Origin of the sequence: Thiorhodovibrio frisius (assembly GCF_033954835.1) — a bacterium.
Classification (GTDB): domain Bacteria; phylum Pseudomonadota; class Gammaproteobacteria; order Chromatiales; family Chromatiaceae; genus Thiorhodovibrio; species Thiorhodovibrio frisius.
In genome coordinates, this window is the sequence record NZ_CP121471.1 from 3,184,279 (window position 1) to 3,202,710 (window position 18,432).

The window sequence follows — 18,432 nt, forward strand, 5'->3', positions numbered from 1 at the left end:
TCAGGTCGCACCCTATCCTTTCCCTGGCCGTTCTGATCAGCCTTCTGGCGATGCTCGTTGGACTTTCTCCCGTCGCAGCCCAAGAAGCAACCGAGCAGACCGGCCCCACCACGCCCACCATCGAATCCACGCTGACACCTGACCTGATCGAGAGCAAAATCAAAGAGGTTCAGTCCAGCAGCACGCTGGAGCCCGAAGCCGCCAAACGCATCATTGAGCAATATCGTGGAGCGCTAAGCAATCTCGAAGAGATCAAAGTCTTCGAGTCGCAAGCCACCAACTTCCGCAAGGCCATCGCGCAGGCACCACTGGATTCCGCAGCGCTGCGCGAACAGGCTGCGCAGCGGCTCGCCCAAGAGTCGCCCGCGAAACCCCTGGCACCGAATGCCACTCTGTCTCAGGTTGAACAGCAGCTTGCGCAGCAACTTGCCGAAATCGCTGCTGTCGAGGCCCTCCTCGCCGAGCTTGACAAAATCCTTGACGCGAACACGAAAGAACCGGCGCGCGCGCGCAAGCGCATCAGCGAGGCCAATCGCGAGCTTGATAACGTCAACGCCGAAATCACGAGCAACGACGACAGCCTGCTCAATCCAATCGAAGCCCAGGCCAGGCGGTGGGCACTGGAGACGCGCCGCGACCGCCTCCGCGCTGAGATCCTGATGCTCGACCAACAGCTCCTGAGCGTCAGCGCGCGCAGCGATCTGAACCTTGCCCGTCGCGATCTCGCAGAGCAGGCGCTTGCCGAGTCGCGCCAAAGGCGCGCTCTGCTGGAGAACGAAGCTGATCGCCTGCGGCACATCGAAGCCTCACGGGTTGAAAGCGAAACCGCCGAGGCCCAGCGCAATCTCGCCGACGCCCATCCGCTGGTGCGCGAACTCGCGCGCGAGAATGCCGACCTCAGCGCCGCGATCAGCGATCTGACCGAACGACTCGATCAGCTCGACGAGCGACAGAGCGAGCGCGATGCCAGCCGCCGCCAGATCGAGGAAGCCTTCCGCAGCGCCCGCCAGCGCCTGGAAGCTGTCGGCCTCAGCCGCACCTTGGGGCAATCCCTGGTCACCCAATACCGCCAACTTCCCGACCTCGCAGCCTTGCGCAAGGCATCCGCTGAGAATGCTGATCGTATCGCCGAGGCCAGCCTGAATCTGGTGCGTTACCGCGATCAACTCCGCCGCGACAACGCCTGGGAACAACGCGCTGATGATGCCATCGCCAAACTCCCGGCCGCTGAGCGCAGCGCGCTAAAACAACGCCTGCGCGACCAGGTTGCGCGCCGCAACGATCTACTGCGTCGCCTGATCGGTATTGAAGAAAGCTATCTGCGCGGCGTCACCGAGCTTGATGACAACACCCGGGCACTGATGCGCATTGTTCGGGACTACCGGGATTTCCTCAGCGAGCGTCTTCTCTGGGTGCGCAGCGTGGTGCCGATCAGCCAGCAATCCTTTGCCGATTTCCCGGCAGCCCTGGCCTGGCTGACCGCGCCCGCGCACTGGCAATCGGTTGCTGGCATTCTCCAGCACGAGGCCAAAGTCTCCCCCTGGCTCTGGCTCGGGCTGCCCGCAGTTCTGGTTTTGTTCTGGAAAGGACCGGCGCTGCGCCGGCGCGTGCGCGCCACCGGCGAGCCCCTGCGCCGCGTCAGTAGCGACAAGTTTTCTTACACAACGAAAGCGCTTGGGCTCACATTGTTGCTCGCCCTGCCCTGGTCCCTGCTGCTAGCCCTGATCGGCATGCGGCTGGAATTCTCAACCATGGCGACGCCTTTCAGCATGGCGATCGGCAGCGCTCTGGCGGCGGTCGGCATCGGCTTCTACTACCTGCGTGCCTTCCATCTGCTCTGCATGCGAGGGGGCATCGCAGACCGGCATTTCCGCTGGAGTTCCCATACCATCAGACTGCTGCGGGTAAACTTTGGCTGGGCCATTCTGATCCTGCCGCCACTCGGCCTGATCGCAGGCGCCACCGTCCTGCATCCGGACGCCGCATTCAGCGGCACCCTGGGGCGGCTGGCGCTCGTGGCGCTAATCCTGACCCTTGCGGTCTTTACTGTGCGCCTCACCAATCCCGCCAATGGCGTCTTTCGCCCCTTCCTGCTGGCCCACCCTGAATCTTGGTTCAGCCGCCTGCGCCTGCTCTGGTTCGGAGCACTGATCGCGGTGCCGGTTCTGCTCGCTTTTCTGGCGCTGGCCGGCTATCTCTACACGGCCGGGATTTTGCTCGACTATTTGATCAGCGAGCTTTGGTTGATCCTGAGCCTGGTGCTCGTCCATCAACTGGTCGTGCGCTGGTTGATCTTGACCCGGCGCAGCCTTGCGCTGCGGGCAGCACTCGACCAGCAAGCCACCAGCCCAACCGATACTGCGGCCGAGCCCCCAACAGAAATTGCCAAACCGCCAAACAAAACCGTGGATCTCGCCGCACTCGATGAACAGACGCGGCGTCTGATTAACAGCATGATTCTCATCGCCGGCGCGGTTGGGTTCTGGCTGATCTGGTCCGATGCCCTGCCCGCCTTCGGACTGCTCGACAACATCACCCTGTGGCGTTACACCGCGACCGTCGACGGCATGGAGACACGGGTGCCCGTGACCCTGGCCGATCTTGGACGGCTGCTGCTGATCGTCAGCATCGCGTTCATTGCCGGGCGCAACCTCCCGGCCCTGCTCGAGATCATTCTGCTGCGCCACACCGCGATCAGCTCCGGTATGCGCTACACCATCATCACCCTGACGGCATACAGCATCACTGCGGCTGGCGTCCTGCTGGTCTTCGGCACCCTGGGGCTGTCTTGGTCGCAAGTGCAATGGCTGGTGGCCGCGCTCAGTGTGGGCATCGGCTTTGGCTTGCAGGAGATCGTCGCTAACTTCATCAGCGGCTTGATTATTCTGTTCGAGCGCCCCATCCGCGTTGGTGACGTGGTCAGCATTGGCGACACCACCGGCATGGTCACCCGCATTCAGATCCGCGCCACCACCATCCGCAACTGGGACAAACAGGAACTTCTGGTACCCAACAAAGAGTTCATCACCGGGCGTCTGCTCAACTGGAGCCTGACCGACACAATCAACCGCATGACCATGGTCGTTGGCGCCGAATACGGCTGCGATACGCGCAAGGCCCTGGCGCTGATGGCCGAGGCCGCCGCCGAGAACCCGCGCGTACTCGAAGACCCGGCGCCTCTGGTTACCTTCGATAACTTTGGCGACAACTCACTCACGCTGGCGCTGCGCTATTATCTTGGCGCACTCGACTGCCGGCTATCAGTCACCTCCGAGTTGCACCAGGCCATCGATGACAAATTCCGCGCCGCCGGCATCGGCATCGCTTTCCCGCAGCGGGATATTCATTTGCATGCGAATGACCCCATCCCGGTGTCCGTGCAACAGGCGTTGGACCCCATGACGCCACATCCGCCCGGCGCATGAATCGACTGTTTCAGGCTACCGCCGCAGCCTTGCTCGCTGAAGACTCTCTCCGGTGCAGTCGATCAGATACAGGCGATTCCAGCCCTTTCCGGTCACATACAACCGCTGCTGCGCGGCATCCCAGGCGATGCCGTTGAGCACAAATTCCGTTCCACTCTGACCGCTGCGCCGCACGACCTCGCTCATGTCCAACCACAGGCGCACCGCGCCCGTGACAGGATCGATCGCGGCGATGCGATGGCTGCGCCAGATATTGGCCAGCAGCAGCCCACCCGCCCATTCAAGCTCGTTGAGCTGGCGCACGGGCACTCCAGCGTCGGTCACCGTCAGCGTCCGCTGCGACTTGAATGTTTTGGGATCGCGAAAAGTCAGGTTCGCGCTGCCATCGCTGGTGACCACGCGCTGGCCACGGCAGGCGATGCCCCAGCCCTGGCCCTGGTAGCGAAACTCACCGATCTTGGCCAAAGTGTCCGGCTCATAGCGCAAAGCCAGGCCACTGGTCCAGGTCAGCTGTACCACCTCGTCCCCGCACAGATCAGCTCCCTCGGCAAAGATATGTGGCGGCAGCCGGTGGACCAGAATCTGCTGGCCGCTGTCAGGCTCTGTGATCAACAGACGCGACTGACCGCGCAACCCCGCGCTCTCGTAAAAAAGTCCCCGGTGCAAAAAAAGCCCCTGGGTGAAAACGCCTGTATCATGGGGCAGCTCGCCGAGGATGGTCGGCGCCACAACCGGTGCCCTTTCGGCCAAAACCGAACTGGCCAGCAGTGCATTGACCAGAACGGCACCGGCCAAAGCAGTCAGCCATGCGCTCAGGGTGCAAAAAAATGCAACCACGCGCAGCATTGCACAACGCGCGCGACAGTCGGTTCTCATCGGATTGGTGCTTGTAATACGGACTTGGCTCAGGCTTGTGCGAGGTCAGTGCCGAGCGACTATACCACCCGTCCGCGTCCACCGCGCTTGGCCTGATAAAGCGCCTCATCGGCGGCTTGCAGGAGTTCCTGACCGGAGCGGACGATATCTTCGGTGAGTTGGTTGTGCTCCAGTGTGCCGGCGCCAATGGACAGTCCAACCGGGATGCCGATGCCGTCTTCAATTTGCACCGGGTCGGTGCTGATGATGACCCTGATGCGCTCGCCCATGCTGCGAGCATCGTCATAGCTGGTGGCAGGCAGCACCAAGGCCAGTTCGTCCCCACCGAAGCGCGCAGCAATATCTCCCCCCCTGAGCGTGGACAGCAGCCGGCGAGCGACTTCCCTCAGCACGGCATCACCAGCACTGTGGCCGTGTTGGTCGTTGATCTGTTTGAACAGGTCAAGATCGATGAACAGGCACGACAGTGGCTGGTGGTTGCGCCGCGCGCGATCAACCTCAGCATGCAGCCGCTGCTCGAGCGAGCGACGGTTGTGCAGGCCGGTTAAAGGATCGGTCAAGCCGCCAAGTTCCAGGCGCGCGCCATTGATGGCATTTTCAAGGCACACCGAGCAGATGGCCGCAAGCCTAGCCAGCGCATGGGTTTGAAGCTCCGGTCCATAGCGCTCGGCATCGCAACTGCCGAGACCGAGCAGGCCGAAAAACCGTTGATCGCGCACCAGCGGCAGCAACGCGACACTGCGAATCGGCCCATCAGGCTCGAACAGTGGCGGGAGGCCGGCGGCATCAAGGGTTGTCAACCGGGGTTCACCCAAGTGCTGGAGACTTTCTGGCGGCTGTTCAAACAGCACATCTTGAGGCACTTGGGCATCGATGGATTCGAGCAGACTGCGAATGCGCCGGTCTGCGTCCGGAAGTAGCAGGCGCGTCTGGTCGATATCCAGGCGTGCGCGCATGTCGCCAGTCATGCTCACGAGTAGCTGCTCGAGCGAGGCAATGCCAAGCAGTACCATCTCCCATTCCTGCAAACGCTGGAACAGGGCCTCGGTTTGCATTGCACAATCGCGCAATTCCTCAAGTCGCGCCTTCAGCCGGATGTTTTCCGAGTCGAGCTGGCAATACTCGCAGACACGCATGTTCTGCAGGGCTACGGCTGTCATGTCATCAAACTCCCTGTACCAGAGTACCTGAGTCGCAGCATAGGCCATCCTTTGCAGGCTGCCAACACGCACAGCTTGCAAAACGCGAACCAGCGCACAATCAAGGTATACTCGCGTCTGTGCGAGCGAATTTTCTCTTAAAACCTCCTCGCTCCAGTCACTCAATGGAGATTGTCATGCAAGTGTTACTCGGGCAACGCCCCTTTGGCCTCTTAAACGCAGCACCAACCAAACCCGCTCGCGCGTCGTCAGACCTGCCCGATGCGCTGGACGCCCCACGGGCACGCTTCACAAGCCATGGCCTGCCGGAACTCAATTATTATGTCGACGGCCCGAGCGATGCCGAGCCCGTGCTGCTGCTGCACAGCATCAATGCCGCTCCCAGCGCTTTCGAGATGAAACCCCTGTTCGATCACTACCGTGCCAACCGGCGCGTTTATGCGCTCGAGTTACCCGGATTCGGCATGTCTGATCGCAGCGACAGAATCTACTCGCCCGAACTCTATGCTGATGTCATTAGCACCTTTCTAACCGAGGTGGTGCGCGCGCCAGCTGATGTCATCGCCTATTCCCTGAGTTGTGAATTCGCCGCCCGCGCGGCCTTGCAGGCATCTGCGGCCTTCCGCTGCTTGGTGCTGCTCTCCCCCACCGGATTCTCTCCTCGGCGCTTGCCAAGTGCCAAGACTGGCAAGCTTCTACACCGGCTGTTTAGTCTGCCTGGCTTGGGTTCGGCAGTCTATGCGCTGGTGACCACCCGCCCGAGCGTGCGCTACTTTATGAAGCTAAGCTTCGTCACTACACCGCCCAAGGAACTGATCGACTACGCTTATGCCACCGCGCATCAGCCAGGCGCGCGCCATGCACCTTTTTACTTTTTGTCTGGACAACTGTTCACCCATAACCCAGTCGAGCAACTCTATGGCAAGCTCAAGCAGCCAGTGCTGGTCATTCATGATCGCGATGCCAATGTCAGCTTCGACCTGCTGCCCGCCCTGCTCGAACGCCAGAGCAACTGGCAGCTGACCCGGGTCGAGCCCACCCTGGGGATGCCGCAATGGGAACAACCGCAGAAAACAATCGCCGCCATTGATGCCTTCTGGCAGCACCAGGCCTGAAGTATCGCTTTAGCAAATGCGTTTTCTGTTTTGGGCCGGGTTGCTGTTACGGGGTCTCGGCTGTAGGGTTCTCGCCGCCCCTGAGCGCTGCCCGGTCCAAAACAAGCCGAAAAGTCCATGTCCGCCGGGTATAATGGCGGCGATATCCTGCCATTCACTCAATCCCTGCTACCAGCCGACGGTTATTCTTGCGTGGAATCCTTTCAGCTCAACACCGATAACGCCCGCCCGGCACCCAGCCATCTGGCTTCGACGACCGAGGGCGTTCACGCTGACTGGACACCCTCGGCCAGAGACGTCATCAAGACGCTGCGGGACCGGCTGGCGGCAGAGATGGCCCGCCTGCCGCTCGGGCGGCATGAGGCGACCGCCAATGCGTTGACCTCGCTCATTCTCCCGCTGCCACAGCGCCCTACCGCCATAGCCCAACTACCGGGGGCGCAGTTTCAGTTCCTGCATCCCCAAGGTGAGAGTCTGCGCGCCGGCTATGGCCAGGCATTGCACTGGGAGGCACAGGGACCACAACGCCTGTCCGAGCTGGCTCGGATCACGCACGACTGGCCGCATTGCTGGGAGCAACTCGACCCTGGCGCGACAGGTCTCAAGGCTTTTGCCATGCTCGGCTTTGCCGCCGCCCCCAACCCTGTCACGCACCCCATCACGCCGCCCGTCCCGCCTGAAAACGCTAACGATGACCTGCCCAATGCGCTACTGTGGGTGCCAGATATTGCTCTGCGCCAAACCGCAGAACAGGCGGCGCTGATTTTCACGGCACCGCAGAGGCAAACGCGCACGTTCGTCCAGGCACGCTGGCATGCATTGCTTGAAGCACTCATCCCGCGCCTGTTCCCCCCGCCGCGCCGCCCGGCGCTGGTCACACGCGTACTGGGCGATAGCGCCGAACCAGAAGCGACCGAATGGACCCGTCTGGTCGAGCTTGCGCTAGCGCGCATCCAGGCCGGCGATTTGCAGAAGGTGGTCCTGTCGCGCCGGCTAAAGGTAAGCGGCAGCCGGTCTTTTGATATCGCACGGCTGCTCGATGTGCTAGCGGCTGTGTTTCCCTCCTGTCAAATCATCAATCTGCGCCACCACGGCAGCAGCTTTGTTGCCGCCACGCCAGAACGTCTGCTGCATCTGCGCAACGGGCGCCTTGCGGTCGATGCCATTGCCGGCACCACCGAACACTGCGATTGCGAGGACCGCAACCTGGCGCTGGGCCAAGAATTACTGCGCTCGGAGAAAAACCTGCGCGAACATGGCTTTGTCGTCGATGCCGTCGCCCGGGCGCTGACCCCCTTCTGCCGATCAATCCATGTCCCCACGCAGCCCGAGCTCATGCGACTGCGCAACGCGCAGCATCTGTGGAGCCCCATTACCGCTGAAATCGACCCCGGCACGGATTTCTTTGACCTCGCTGATCGGCTCCACCCGACACCCGCCACAAACGGTCAGCCCCGGCTTGCAGCGCACCACTGGCTACGCGAGCACGAGCCTTTCTCTCGCGGCTGGTATACCGGAGCGGCCGGCTTCATTGAGCCCGGCACCGGCGGCGAACTCTGGGTGCTACTGCGCTGCGCGCGCATCCGTGGCAAAGCGGCCGAGCTTCATGCGGGCGCGGGCATTGTCGCCGGTTCCGACCCGCAGGCGGAATGGGAGGAGACCGAGGCCAAACTCGCGGCCATGCTGACGGCCCTACGCTTCGCGTGAGCACCAATTCGGCGCCTTGGAACCAAGACATCGGCTGCCTCAATCTGCGCTGGTCGCAGGCGTTGCTCGATGGGCTGATTCAGGGTGGGCTGCGGCGGCTGGTGCTGTCGCCCGGTTCGCGCTCCACCCCGGTGGTGCTGGCCGCACAGAGACGCTCTGAACTACTTCTAACACCCATTCTGGATGAGCGCAGCGCAGCCTTTTTCGCGCTCGGCCTCGCGCGTGCCAGCGCCGAACCTGTTGCTTTGCTTGCCACCTCGGGCAGCGCGCCAGCGCACTGGTATCCGGCGGTCATTGAGGCCGCCCACTGGGGGCTGCCGCTGCTGCTGCTCTCAGCCGACCGCCCGCCGCTATTGCGCCACACGGGCGCCAACCAGACCATCGACCAGACGCGCCTGTTTGGCCCCTTTGTGCACGAGTTTCATGATCCCGGCCGGCCAAGTGCCGATGCCAGCAGCCTGAAGGCGCTGCGCAACCTGGGTTTGCGCGCTGCTCTGCGCAGCCAGGAGCCGACAAAAGGCCCAATACAGATTAATCTGCCGTTCGATGAACCACTGGTGCCGGCGGGTGACTGTCCACCCTGGGAGCCTCTGTCAACAAGCACGCAATTCCCTGCCCGCACGGTCACCGCCGATACCGCCTGGCCATCCTCTTGGCCGAGTGCCGGCGCTGGAGATCAGACAAGTCTCAAACTGCCATCGGGCAAGGGGCTGATCGTCTGTGGACCTGCCAGCGCGGCCAGTGCCGAGGAGGCCAATGCCATTGTGTCGGGCGCCGTGCGGCTTGGTCTGCCCCTGCTGGCCGATCCGCTCTCGGGCCTGCGCTTTGCGCATCCGTCGGATGGGGGCACGCAATTCTTCGTCAGTCGTCATTACGACGCCCTGCTGCGCAATACAGATACCGCCGCCTTGCTAAAACCCGATTGGGTATTGCGCCTTGGGCTCGCTTGCGTCTCCAAAACCCTCGGTCAATGGCTCACGGATGTACCGACCTGGCTGGTCACGAATGGCGAGCGCTGGTGCGATCCGAGCCATGACGCCTGCGGACTGATCCAGGCAACACCAAAAACACTGGCTAGCACTCTGGCCAATCTGTTTGGCACCAGCGCCCCCCCTGCCGACTGGTGGGAGCGCTGGCGAAATGCCGAACAAGCTACCCGCGCACTTGCCGATAGGCATTTGCAAGACGGCCCCTGGTGCGAAGCCCAATTGATACAGCAATTGCTGCAAGCCATTCCGCCCGGCGAGGGTCTGCTGTGCGCCAATTCCCTGCCAATCCGCCAGCTCGATACCTGGTCCTACCCACGCCAGCAGCCGGTTTGGGTGTTCGGCAATCGCGGCGTCAGCGGCATCGACGGCCAGCTCTCGACCCTGGCTGGGTTGAATGCCGCCGGCACGCCCACTTGGGGGCTCCTCGGCGACCTGTCCTTCTGCCATGATCTGAGCGGACTGCTGCTGATCGGCGAGCTGAAACGTCCGGTGATTGTCATCAACAACGGCGGCGGGCGTATTTTCGACTACTTGCCCCAGCACGGCTTACCAGAGTTCGAGCGCTACTGGCGCACCCCGGTGACACCAGACCTGGCCGAGCTGGCCCGCCCCTTCGGCCTGCGCCACCAGCGAGTCCGGGACAGTCAAGGCTTTGCCGCAGCCCTAAACTCCACTGCCGAAGCTTGTCTGATTGAAGTCCTGATCGACGCGGAGCAAAGCCGCCAGTTTCATCTTGCATTCTGGCAAGCGGTGGCGCGGACAGCTCTCAGCAGTTAGCTTGGGCGAGACGCGGGGATGACTGACAATCAAACCCCCTCTTTTGGGCTAGAATCGCAAGATAATTCGCGAAGAGGGGAAGTCAGTTCGCCACAACAAGCCTGCCGTTGGGCGATTTGTTAAAAAAAGAAACCGCCCAAAATGGACCATGGCCAACCCGCCAAGATTCAGATCCAACATCCAATGCCCAAAAACCCAACCTCCAAAAGAGCCAAGCCTTGACCACCCATCGCCATCCCGACCCCCATGAGGCCAATCCCGCGTCCGCTGTTGCCTGGCAGCAGCCAGAGGGGCTCGGCTACCAAGACATCCTCTACCACCAGGCCGAGGGCATCGCCAAGCTGACCATCAACCGGCCCGAGGTGCGCAACGCCTTTCGGCCCGAGACCGTCCGCGAGTTGATCGATGCCTTTCACCGCGCCCATCATGACCCGGCCATTGGCGTCATCATCCTGACTGGCGCGGGGGAACTGGCATTTTGCTCAGGCGGCGATCAGCGCATTCGCGGCGAGGGTGGCTATCGCGACAACAGCGGAGCCGAACACTTAAACGTGCTTGATCTACAGCGCCAGATCCGCACCCTGCCCAAGCCGGTGGTGGCCATGGTGGCCGGTTATGCCATCGGCGGTGGTCACGTCCTGCACCTGGTCTGTGATCTAACCATTGCTGCTGAAAATGCCCGCTTCGGGCAGACCGGGCCCAAGGTCGGCTCCTTCGATGCGGGCTTTGGCGCCGGACTGATGGCGCGCAATGTTGGCATCAAGAAAGCAAAGGAAATCTGGTTTCTGTGTCGCCAGTACGACGCGCACGAGGCTCTGGCCATGGGGCTGGTGAATGCCGTCGTGCCGCTAGGCGAGCTTGAAGCCGTCACTCTCGAGTGGTGCCGGCAGATGCTGCGCCATTCGCCGACCGCGCTGCGGGTGCTCAAGGCCGCTTTCAACGCCGACACCGATGGCCTGGCCGGTATTCAGGAACTGGCCGGCAATGCCACCGGACTCTACTATCAAACGCCCGAGGCGCAGGAAGGCCGCAATGCCTACCTGGAAAAACGTCCGCCGGATTTCTCCCGCTTTCCTCGTCGAGCCTAAGCTGTGTCCCAGATAAAAGCCTCTGCCGCCACCCTGCCCCGCTGGCAGGCCATGCGCCATCAGGGTGGGCGCTGGATCAGCGCCGCGCGCCCGCGCACCCTGTTCCTTGCCGTCTCGCCGGTGGTCGCCGGCATCGCCCTGGCATGGTTTGAGACCGGTCAGCTGGCCTTGTGGACCGCACTGGGGACCCTGTTTGGCGCCACAGCCATCCAGATTGGCACCAATCTGCACAATGACGCGGCCGACTTCGAGCGCGGCACCGATACCCCTGACCGCCTCGGGCCACCGCGCGCCTCGGCCCAAGGTTGGTTTAGTCCGGCTCAAGTCAAACGCGCAGCCCATCTGGCCTTTCTGGCGGCTTTTCTGGTTGGCCTGGTGCTGGTGGTGCGCGGTGGCTGGCCCATCCTGCTGCTGGGTCTGGCCGCCATTCTGGCCGGCTATGCCTACACTAGCGGGCCGCGCCCCATTGCCTATGGTCCCTATGGCGAGGTCTTTGTGCTGGCATTTTTTGGCATCGCCGCCGTGGCCGGTACCTTCTATCTGCAAAGCCTGCAACTGACGGCATCCTCGCTGCTGCTTGGCATCGCCTGCGGCCTGCCGTCGGCGGCCGTGCTCTTGCTCAATAATTATCGCGACTTTGACACCGACGCACGCGCCGGGCGACACACTCTGAATCACCTGCTCGGCAAGGCACGCGCGCGGGTGCTCTACGCCGCGCTGCTGCTCGGCTGCCTGCCACTGTTTTTGCTCAGCGCGCCCATGGCCCATTCCTGGCCGGTGCTGCTGGCTCTGCCGATGGCGGCAAGCCTCATCCAGCGTCTGTTTCGCGGCACCCAGGGCCGCGCGCTAAACGCGTTGCTTGGACAGACCGCGCTCTATCAGGCAGTACTGGTGGTATTGCTGAGCGGCGGCCTCGCCTTGCCGTTTTAGGCGGCATTCAGACTCCAAACACGGGCAACCAGCCAGACCGGCTTGCGGGAGATGTCCCCTCGACTGCTGCTGCATCCCTACCGCCTGCCGCTGCACCGTCCCTGGCGCAGCGCCCATGGCGGCCTGAGCGAGCGCCAAGGTTGGCTGGTCATCGCGCACGGGGGCCAGCATGAGAGCCGGCATCGCGGCTATGGCGACTGCGCTCCATTCCCGGCAGCTGGAACCGAGACGCTGGCCGCCGCCGCAGCCCGGCTTAAGTACTGGCAGATGCGCGCCCAGAGCGAGTCCGACCAGGAATTGCTCGATGCCCTGAGCAATAGTCTGCCAAGCCAGACGCCGGCCGCCGATGCTGCGGTGGAAATCGCATTGCTCGACTGGCACGCCAGAACCGCCCGCCAGTGCCTTAGAGCGCTGTTGCAACCAGGTGCCGCCGAGCTTGAACAGATTCCAGTCAATGCCGCGCTCGGCACCTTGATCGACTGCACGCCAGCCGCGCTGCATGCTGCCGCCAGGCGTGACTTTTGGGTGTTTAAGCTGAAGGTTGGCACTGCGCCAATCGAGACAGAACTTGCGCATCTGCGCTCACTGCTCGCCGCTCTGCCTCAACCGGGCCAATTGCGCCTGGACGCCAATGGGGCCTGGGATCTTGCCACTGCGCGCCGTTTTCTCGCGGCACTCGAGCAACTGCCGCAGCAAGCAGACAGCAACCTCCCGGTCATTGAATCCCTGGAAGAACCCCTGCGTGAGCCGCGGGATGCGGACCTCGCGCACCTGCAAGCACTGACATCCATCCCGCTGGCGTTGGATGAATCGCTACCCCGGCGCCCCTGGCCGCCACCAGCCGCTCCGCTTCCGGTGCGGCGCGTCATCCTCAAGCCCGGGGTTCTTGGTGGCCTGCGCCCGAGTCTCGCGCTGGCCAAGGCCGCGCTCGAAGCCGGCGCCCAGCCTCTGGTCACCAGCCTGATCGACTCAGCCGCCGGTCTCTGGGCCGCCGCTGAACTGGCGGCCGCCATCAGCGCGCTCGCCCAGCAGACGCCAGGCGGCATCCCCAGCGCCGGCCTGTGCCACGGCCTTGCCACGGCTGAGTGGCTCGCCGCTGACCTGGGTCGGTCACCGCCGCTATGCGCGGGGCAGTTGCGTTTGTCTACTTTGCCCGGTAGTGGTTTCCAGCCATTCAATCAGCACAATCCGGCGCCCATATCATGATGCCCGGCTATCACACGAAAGCGCTCGGCCCTGCGCTAGACGCCGGGATTTCGCAACAGCCCCGATGGTTGCTGCTGCACGGGTTCACAGGCAGTCATCTGGACTGGATTGATCTCTGGCCAAGAGACTTTCCCGCGCTGGTCATGGATCTGCCAGGCCATGGCCGGAGTCCTGACCCCAAGGGTGATTTTGCTCAGGAAATTGCCCGTCTGCTGGCCGCTTTGCCAAGCAGCATCGAGCGCATTGCAGGCTATTCGCTCGGCGGGCGTATCGCGCTGGCACTCATGGCCCAAGCGCCTGCGCGTTTTCAGGAGCTGCTAATTCTCTCCGCCCATCCCGGTCTTGAAGACGCCAGCGAGCGTGCGGCCCGATGCCGGCAGGATCAGATTTGGATCGATCTGCTGCGCGACCAGGGCATCAAGCGCTTTGCCTCCGCCTGGCAACGCCAGGCGCTGTTTCGCGCGCAGCATCTGCGCGCCCCCATGGCCGTCGCAATCCAGCACCGGCGAAGACTCAGTCAGCGACCCGAGGGACTGGCGCGCGCCCTGGCCTGCTTCGGCCTCGGTCAAATGCCACCAACCTGGCCAGCCATCCCCGTCTATAATGGTCATCTGCACTGGATCAGCGGCGCGCAGGATGCAAAATTTTGTGCCTTGGGCGAGCAGGTGTGCCAGATTCGCCCAGCCACGACCCATGACATCCTGCCTGACTGCGGTCACAATCCCCTGATCGAGGCGCCGGACATGCTGAAGGAACGGCTCGAGACGCTCTGCGGCCACCCCGGTCGATGAATCCGCAAAAGTGCAAGACGGGGCGACGGGCATCAATCGCCATCTTGACGCAAGCGATTAATTTCATCCAATGACAAGCCCGTTCCTGTTGCAATCTGATTTTCGGTCAATGTACCAAGCGCCAGCAAATGCTGACCAGTCTGAAGGTTTGCCTGTTTTCCGCCGTCTTTTTTGCCCCGTTCAAGGCCCTGAACGCGCATGCAACTTGACCGCGACAGCTCAAGAGCGATAGGGTTTCAGGTTGTTCTGCGCGGCGGCAGCACCGCCCCGACCGCCATTTTGCTGCGGCGCGCACGCCGGCTCATCCGCCCGCTTATCGAGAGGATCACGCGCTTGACCATTGCCAACCCCTGCGACTCCCCGGGCCCGCAACTGCCTTGCGCCCGCTGTGACTCCTTTGTTGATTCCCGTTTTGATTCCGGGTTTCCCTCCCTGCTTGCTTTAAGGATGGCCTGACCATGCCTCTTGCTTTTCCGTTTTCGGCCATCGTTGCCCAGGAAGAAATGAAACTCGCGATCCTGATCGCGGCCACCGATCAGAGCATCGGCGGTGTGTTGGTGTTTGGTGATCGCGGCACCGGCAAGTCCACCGCGATCCGGGCACTCGCCGCCCTGCTGCCGCCGATGCGAGTGATCGAGAAATGCACCTATAACTGCGACCCGGAGGCGAACGACGCCGGCCTGTGCGAGTCCTGCCGCAGCCGCCGCACCAAGGACGACATTAAAGTCCGCAAGGCGCCGGTGCCAGTGGTCGATCTGCCGCTCGGAGCCACCGAAGACCGCGTCATCGGTGCGCTCGATCTGGAAAGCGCCCTGACCCGAGGCGAAAAAGCCTTCGAGCCCGGCCTGCTGGCTCGCGCGCATCGCGGTTTTCTCTATATCGACGAGGTCAACCTGCTCGAGGACCATCTGGTCGACTCTCTGCTCGATGTGGCTGCATCCGGGGAGAATGTGGTCGAGCGCGAGGGCCTGAGCGTGCGCCACCCGGCCAAATTCGTACTGGTTGGCTCCGGCAACCCGGAAGAAGGCGAGCTGCGCCCGCAATTGCTCGATCGCTTCGGCCTGTCGGTTGAGGTCAAGACACCCCAGGACTTAAAAACCCGCGTCCAGGTGGTGCGCCTGCGCGATGAGTTTGAGCACGACCCCGATGCATTCATCGCCAAGTGGAAGCGCAAGGACGGCAAGGTGCGCAATCAAATCGTCAAGGCCAAAGAACGACTGGACAAGGTCGAAGTCCCAGATGCCGCGCTTGAACGCGCCGCCGAGCTGTGCATGAAACTCGGCACAGACGGGCTGCGTGGCGAGCTGACGCTGATCCGGGCCGCGCGCGCACTGGCCGCGCTCGATGGCGATGATGCCGTGACTGATGACCATCTTCGCCGCGTCGCCCCGCCAGCGCTGCGCCATCGTCTGCGCCGCAATGTTCTCGACGATGCCGGCTCCACCACCCGTGTTGAACGGGCAATTCAGGAGCTGTTCGGCTCATGATGCCAGCCGCGCGCTCTGAGTCCGGCGCGCCTGCCGCGCAGCACCCGCCCGAGCCAGCCCCCGCGCAGCGCCCCGATCTGTGGCAAGACGCCTGCATGGCTGCGGCCCTGTTTGCGGTCGATCCGGCGGGCGTTGCGGGACTCTCGGTGCGCGCCCTTCCTGGTCCCGTGCGGGATCTATGGCTGGAAATGCTACGCGAATTCCTGCCGCCCGAAACACCCCTGCGACGCATCCCCCTGCACATTGCCGACGGTCGCCTGCTCGGCGGGCTCGATCTATCCGCGACCCTGCGCGCCGGGCGTCCCATTGCCGAACGCGGCCTGCTCGCCGAAGTTGACGGCGGTGTTGTGCTGCTGGCCATGGCAGAGCGAGTCGCGCGCTCCACTGCCGCTCACCTGTCCGCCGTGCTCGACGCCGGCGAGATTCTGCTTGAACGCGATGGCCTGACCGCACGCACGCCGACCCGCTTCGGCGTGGTGGCACTCGATGAAGGGGCCGATGACGACGAACGGCTCCCGAATACGCTGATTGATCGTTTCAGTCTGCTGATCGACCTCAATCCGCTGTCCTGGCGCGATGTGCAGACCCTGCCCCCGGATGTAGAGCTGGCCGACATTTTGGCCGCGCGCGCGCGCCTGCCCAAGGTCAGGGTCGATGATGACGCACTCGATGCCCTGTGCGGCACCGCACTGGCGCTGGGCGTCGACTCGCTGCGCCCGACACTGGCTGCCGTGCGCGTCGCCCGGGTTGCCGCCGCACTGGCCGGGCGCGAACAGCTCGCACCCGAGGACATCAGCCTGGCCGCGCGCCTGGTGCTGGCCCCGCGTGCGACTCGCCTACCCATGCCGGAGCAGCCCGAGGACGAAATGCCGGAGGAACCGCCTCCACCAGAAGAGAACCAGGACGACAGCGAGCAAGACAAATCGCCCGAACAGGAAATCGATAAACCGCTAGAAGATCAGGTGCTTGAATCCGCCGAAGCGGCCATTCCGGCAGACCTGCTCGCCCAGTTGCAGCTAGGCGCCCTGCGCGCGCGCTCGCGCACCAGCGGCAAGTCCGGCGCGACGCAAAGTGGCTCATTGCGCGGCCGCCCGGCCGGGACTCGTCGCGGCGAACCCAGCGCCACAGCCCGTCTGAATGTGATTGAAACCCTGCGCGCCGCCGCCCCATGGCAGCGCATCCGGCGCACCGAGCGCGAACAGGAAAGCCAGCAACAAAAGGGCGCACAGAGCGCGTCAGTTGCCAAACAATCAGGGCGCAAGAGCCGCAGCCGCAAGCCGCTCGAGGCACCACGACCGCGCGTCGAAGTGCGGCTCGATGATTTCCGTGTCACCCGCTACAAACACCGCTCCGAAACCACCACTATTTTCGTAGTCGACGCCTCCGGCTCCGCCGCCCTGCACCGTCTGGCTGAGGCCAAGGGCGCCATCGAGCTGCTGCTGGCCGACTGCTATGTGCGGCGCGACCGGGTGGCCATGATCGCCTTCCGCGGCGCCATGGCCGAACTGCTGCTGCCGCCAACGCGCTCCCTGGTGCGCGCCAAGCGCAGCCTGGCCGGTCTGCCGGGCGGTGGCGGCACACCTCTGGCCATGGCGATTGAAACAGCCGTCGATCTGGCCGATAGCATCCAGCGGCGCGGCGGTACTCCGGTGGTGGTCTTTTTGACCGACGGCCGTGCCAATGTCGCGCGCGATGGCACCGGCGGACGTGCCCAAGCAGGCGAAGATGCCATGAACGCCGCGCGTCTGTTCCGCACCGCTGAGCTAACCGCCGTGGTGATCGACGTCTCCCCGCGCCCGAGAACCGAGGCCGAGCAGCTCGCCCGCGAGATGGCCGCCGTTTACCTGCCCCTGCCCCACGCCGACGCCAGCGCCCTGTCGAATGCTGTCAAGGCCGTCGTCTGATCCGTTACACTGGCTGCACTGCGGTTTGCAGGCGAGCCTTGATTCCATGACCTCCACCCGCGTTCTAAACGACAAACCCGACTGGGAGCGCGATGCCCAGGCCTGGCCGAACCGCCAGTACAGCCGTTTTCTCGAAGCGGGCGGTCTGCGCTGGCATGTCCAGATTGCCGGCGAAGGCCCTGTCCTGCTGCTGATTCATGGCACGGCGGCGGCCAATCACTCCTGGGGGGCGCTGCTGCCTCTGCTCGCCAAGCAGTATTGCGTGATTGCGCCGGACCTGCCCGGGCACGGCTTCACCTCGGCACCCGATCCTGCGCGACTGTCACTGCCCGGGATGGCAGCGGCACTCAAAGCCCTGCTGCTCGCGCTCGACCAATCACCCCAGGTAGCTGTCGGGCATTCCGCCGGAGCGGCCATTCTCGCGCGCATGTGCCTGGACGGCCAAATCGATCCGCAACTGTTCGTCAGCCTGAATGGTGCCCTGCTGCCACTGCGCGGCCTGCCCGGAAAAGTGTTTTCACCTGTAGCCAAGCTGCTGGCGCGCTCCTCCCTGGTACCACGCATCGTCGGCCATGATGCCAAACGCCAGGGCGCCGTCGAGCGCTTGGTGGACAGCACAGGTTCGCATCTCGACGCGCGCGGGGTGGCGCTTTACCGCTTGCTCGTCAGCAGTCCCGGCCATGTGGCCGCAGCACTCAACATGATGGCCAACTGGAACCTCGACTCGCTCGCCCGCGACCTGCCGCGACTGCAATGCAACTTGCTGCTGCTGGTGGGTAGCCAGGATCAAACCATCCCGCCGTCTGAGGCCGAACGCCTGCATCGCCTGCTGCCGGGCGCGCGCATCCAGCGCCTTGACGGACTCGGCCACCTCGCCCACGAAGAACAAGCCGAGACGGTCGCCCAGGCCATCCTAAACTTCCCGGCTTGCTAAGGCTCATGGTCCCGGCCACCCCCGAGAATGAATCCATGAGATT

Annotated in this window: 14 protein-coding genes; 11 read left to right on the forward strand and 3 right to left on the reverse strand. The window is 63.5% G+C overall.

The genetic code is table 11. The annotated features are described in order from the left end of the window. The first annotated feature begins 50 nt into the window (after positions 1-50). Entirely contained in the window at positions 51-3,425 is a 3,375-nt protein-coding gene (locus Thiofri_RS14570; protein ID WP_051023743.1) for a mechanosensitive ion channel domain-containing protein, read from the forward strand. A 15-nt stretch (positions 3,426-3,440) separates the two neighbouring features. Here Thiofri_RS14570 and Thiofri_RS14575 read toward each other — a convergent pair whose 3' ends face one another. Together Thiofri_RS14575 and Thiofri_RS14580 are read right to left on the reverse strand one after the other, a co-directional pair. Next, positions 3,441-4,301 (reverse strand): glutaminyl-peptide cyclotransferase, encoded by an 861-nt coding sequence (locus Thiofri_RS14575; protein WP_083848396.1) that lies wholly within the window; start codon positions 4,299-4,301, stop codon positions 3,441-3,443. Between the two features lie 59 nt (positions 4,302-4,360). After that, positions 4,361-5,461 (reverse strand): GGDEF domain-containing protein, encoded by a 1,101-nt coding sequence (locus Thiofri_RS14580; protein ID WP_009147015.1) that lies wholly within the window; start codon positions 5,459-5,461, stop codon positions 4,361-4,363. A 176-nt stretch (positions 5,462-5,637) separates the two neighbouring features. Between Thiofri_RS14580 and Thiofri_RS14585 the strand changes: the two genes are divergently transcribed. From Thiofri_RS14585 to Thiofri_RS14615, 7 genes are all read left to right on the forward strand, one after another. Further along, a complete protein-coding gene (locus Thiofri_RS14585; protein WP_009147014.1) occupies positions 5,638-6,576 on the forward strand; it encodes an alpha/beta fold hydrolase in 939 nt (312 codons plus the stop codon). 117 nt (positions 6,577-6,693) lie between these two features. Beyond that, entirely contained in the window at positions 6,694-8,283 is a 1,590-nt protein-coding gene (locus Thiofri_RS14590) for an isochorismate synthase (protein ID WP_009147013.1), read from the forward strand. Further along, a complete protein-coding gene (gene menD / locus Thiofri_RS14595; protein ID WP_009147012.1) occupies positions 8,280-10,049 on the forward strand; it encodes a 2-succinyl-5-enolpyruvyl-6-hydroxy-3-cyclohexene-1-carboxylic-acid synthase in 1,770 nt (589 codons plus the stop codon). The genes Thiofri_RS14590 and menD overlap by 4 nt, the downstream gene beginning before the upstream one ends. 308 nt (positions 10,050-10,357) lie before the next feature. After that, positions 10,358-11,137 carry a 1,4-dihydroxy-2-naphthoyl-CoA synthase gene (gene menB, locus Thiofri_RS14600; RefSeq protein ID WP_407702945.1) on the forward strand — a complete coding sequence of 260 codons (780 nt, stop codon included), beginning with the start codon at positions 10,358-10,360 and terminating at the stop codon, positions 11,135-11,137. A gap of 3 nt (positions 11,138-11,140) precedes the next feature. Further along, positions 11,141-12,067 carry a 1,4-dihydroxy-2-naphthoate polyprenyltransferase gene (locus Thiofri_RS14605; protein ID WP_009147010.1) on the forward strand — a complete coding sequence of 309 codons (927 nt, stop codon included), beginning with the start codon at positions 11,141-11,143 and terminating at the stop codon, positions 12,065-12,067. A 51-nt stretch (positions 12,068-12,118) separates the two neighbouring features. Continuing rightward, a complete protein-coding gene (locus Thiofri_RS14610; protein ID WP_009147009.1) occupies positions 12,119-13,273 on the forward strand; it encodes an enolase C-terminal domain-like protein in 1,155 nt (384 codons plus the stop codon). Beyond that, a complete protein-coding gene (locus Thiofri_RS14615; protein WP_009147008.1) occupies positions 13,270-14,064 on the forward strand; it encodes an alpha/beta fold hydrolase in 795 nt (264 codons plus the stop codon). Before Thiofri_RS14610 ends, Thiofri_RS14615 begins: the two co-directional genes overlap by 4 nt. 32 nt (positions 14,065-14,096) lie before the next feature. Here Thiofri_RS14615 and Thiofri_RS14620 read toward each other — a convergent pair whose 3' ends face one another. Further along, positions 14,097-14,264 (reverse strand): hypothetical protein, encoded by a 168-nt coding sequence (locus Thiofri_RS14620; protein ID WP_190275761.1) that lies wholly within the window; start codon positions 14,262-14,264, stop codon positions 14,097-14,099. A 258-nt stretch (positions 14,265-14,522) separates the two neighbouring features. On the opposite strand from Thiofri_RS14620, the gene bchI reads away from it, so the two are divergent. From bchI to bchO, 3 genes are read left to right on the forward strand one after another with little or no spacing between them, the layout of a single operon-like run. Continuing rightward, complete coding sequence (bchI, locus tag Thiofri_RS14625; RefSeq protein WP_009147006.1) at positions 14,523-15,551, forward strand: magnesium chelatase ATPase subunit I; 1,029 nt, start codon at positions 14,523-14,525, stop codon at positions 15,549-15,551. Next, on the forward strand, positions 15,548-17,455 hold the full coding sequence (locus Thiofri_RS14630; RefSeq protein ID WP_009147005.1) for a magnesium chelatase subunit D: 1,908 nt from the start codon (positions 15,548-15,550) through the stop codon (positions 17,453-17,455). Before bchI ends, Thiofri_RS14630 begins: the two co-directional genes overlap by 4 nt. Positions 17,456-17,501: 46 nt before the next feature. Continuing rightward, on the forward strand, positions 17,502-18,389 hold the full coding sequence (gene bchO, locus Thiofri_RS14635) for an alpha/beta fold hydrolase BchO (RefSeq protein ID WP_009147004.1): 888 nt from the start codon (positions 17,502-17,504) through the stop codon (positions 18,387-18,389). The last annotated feature ends 43 nt before the right edge of the window (positions 18,390-18,432 follow it).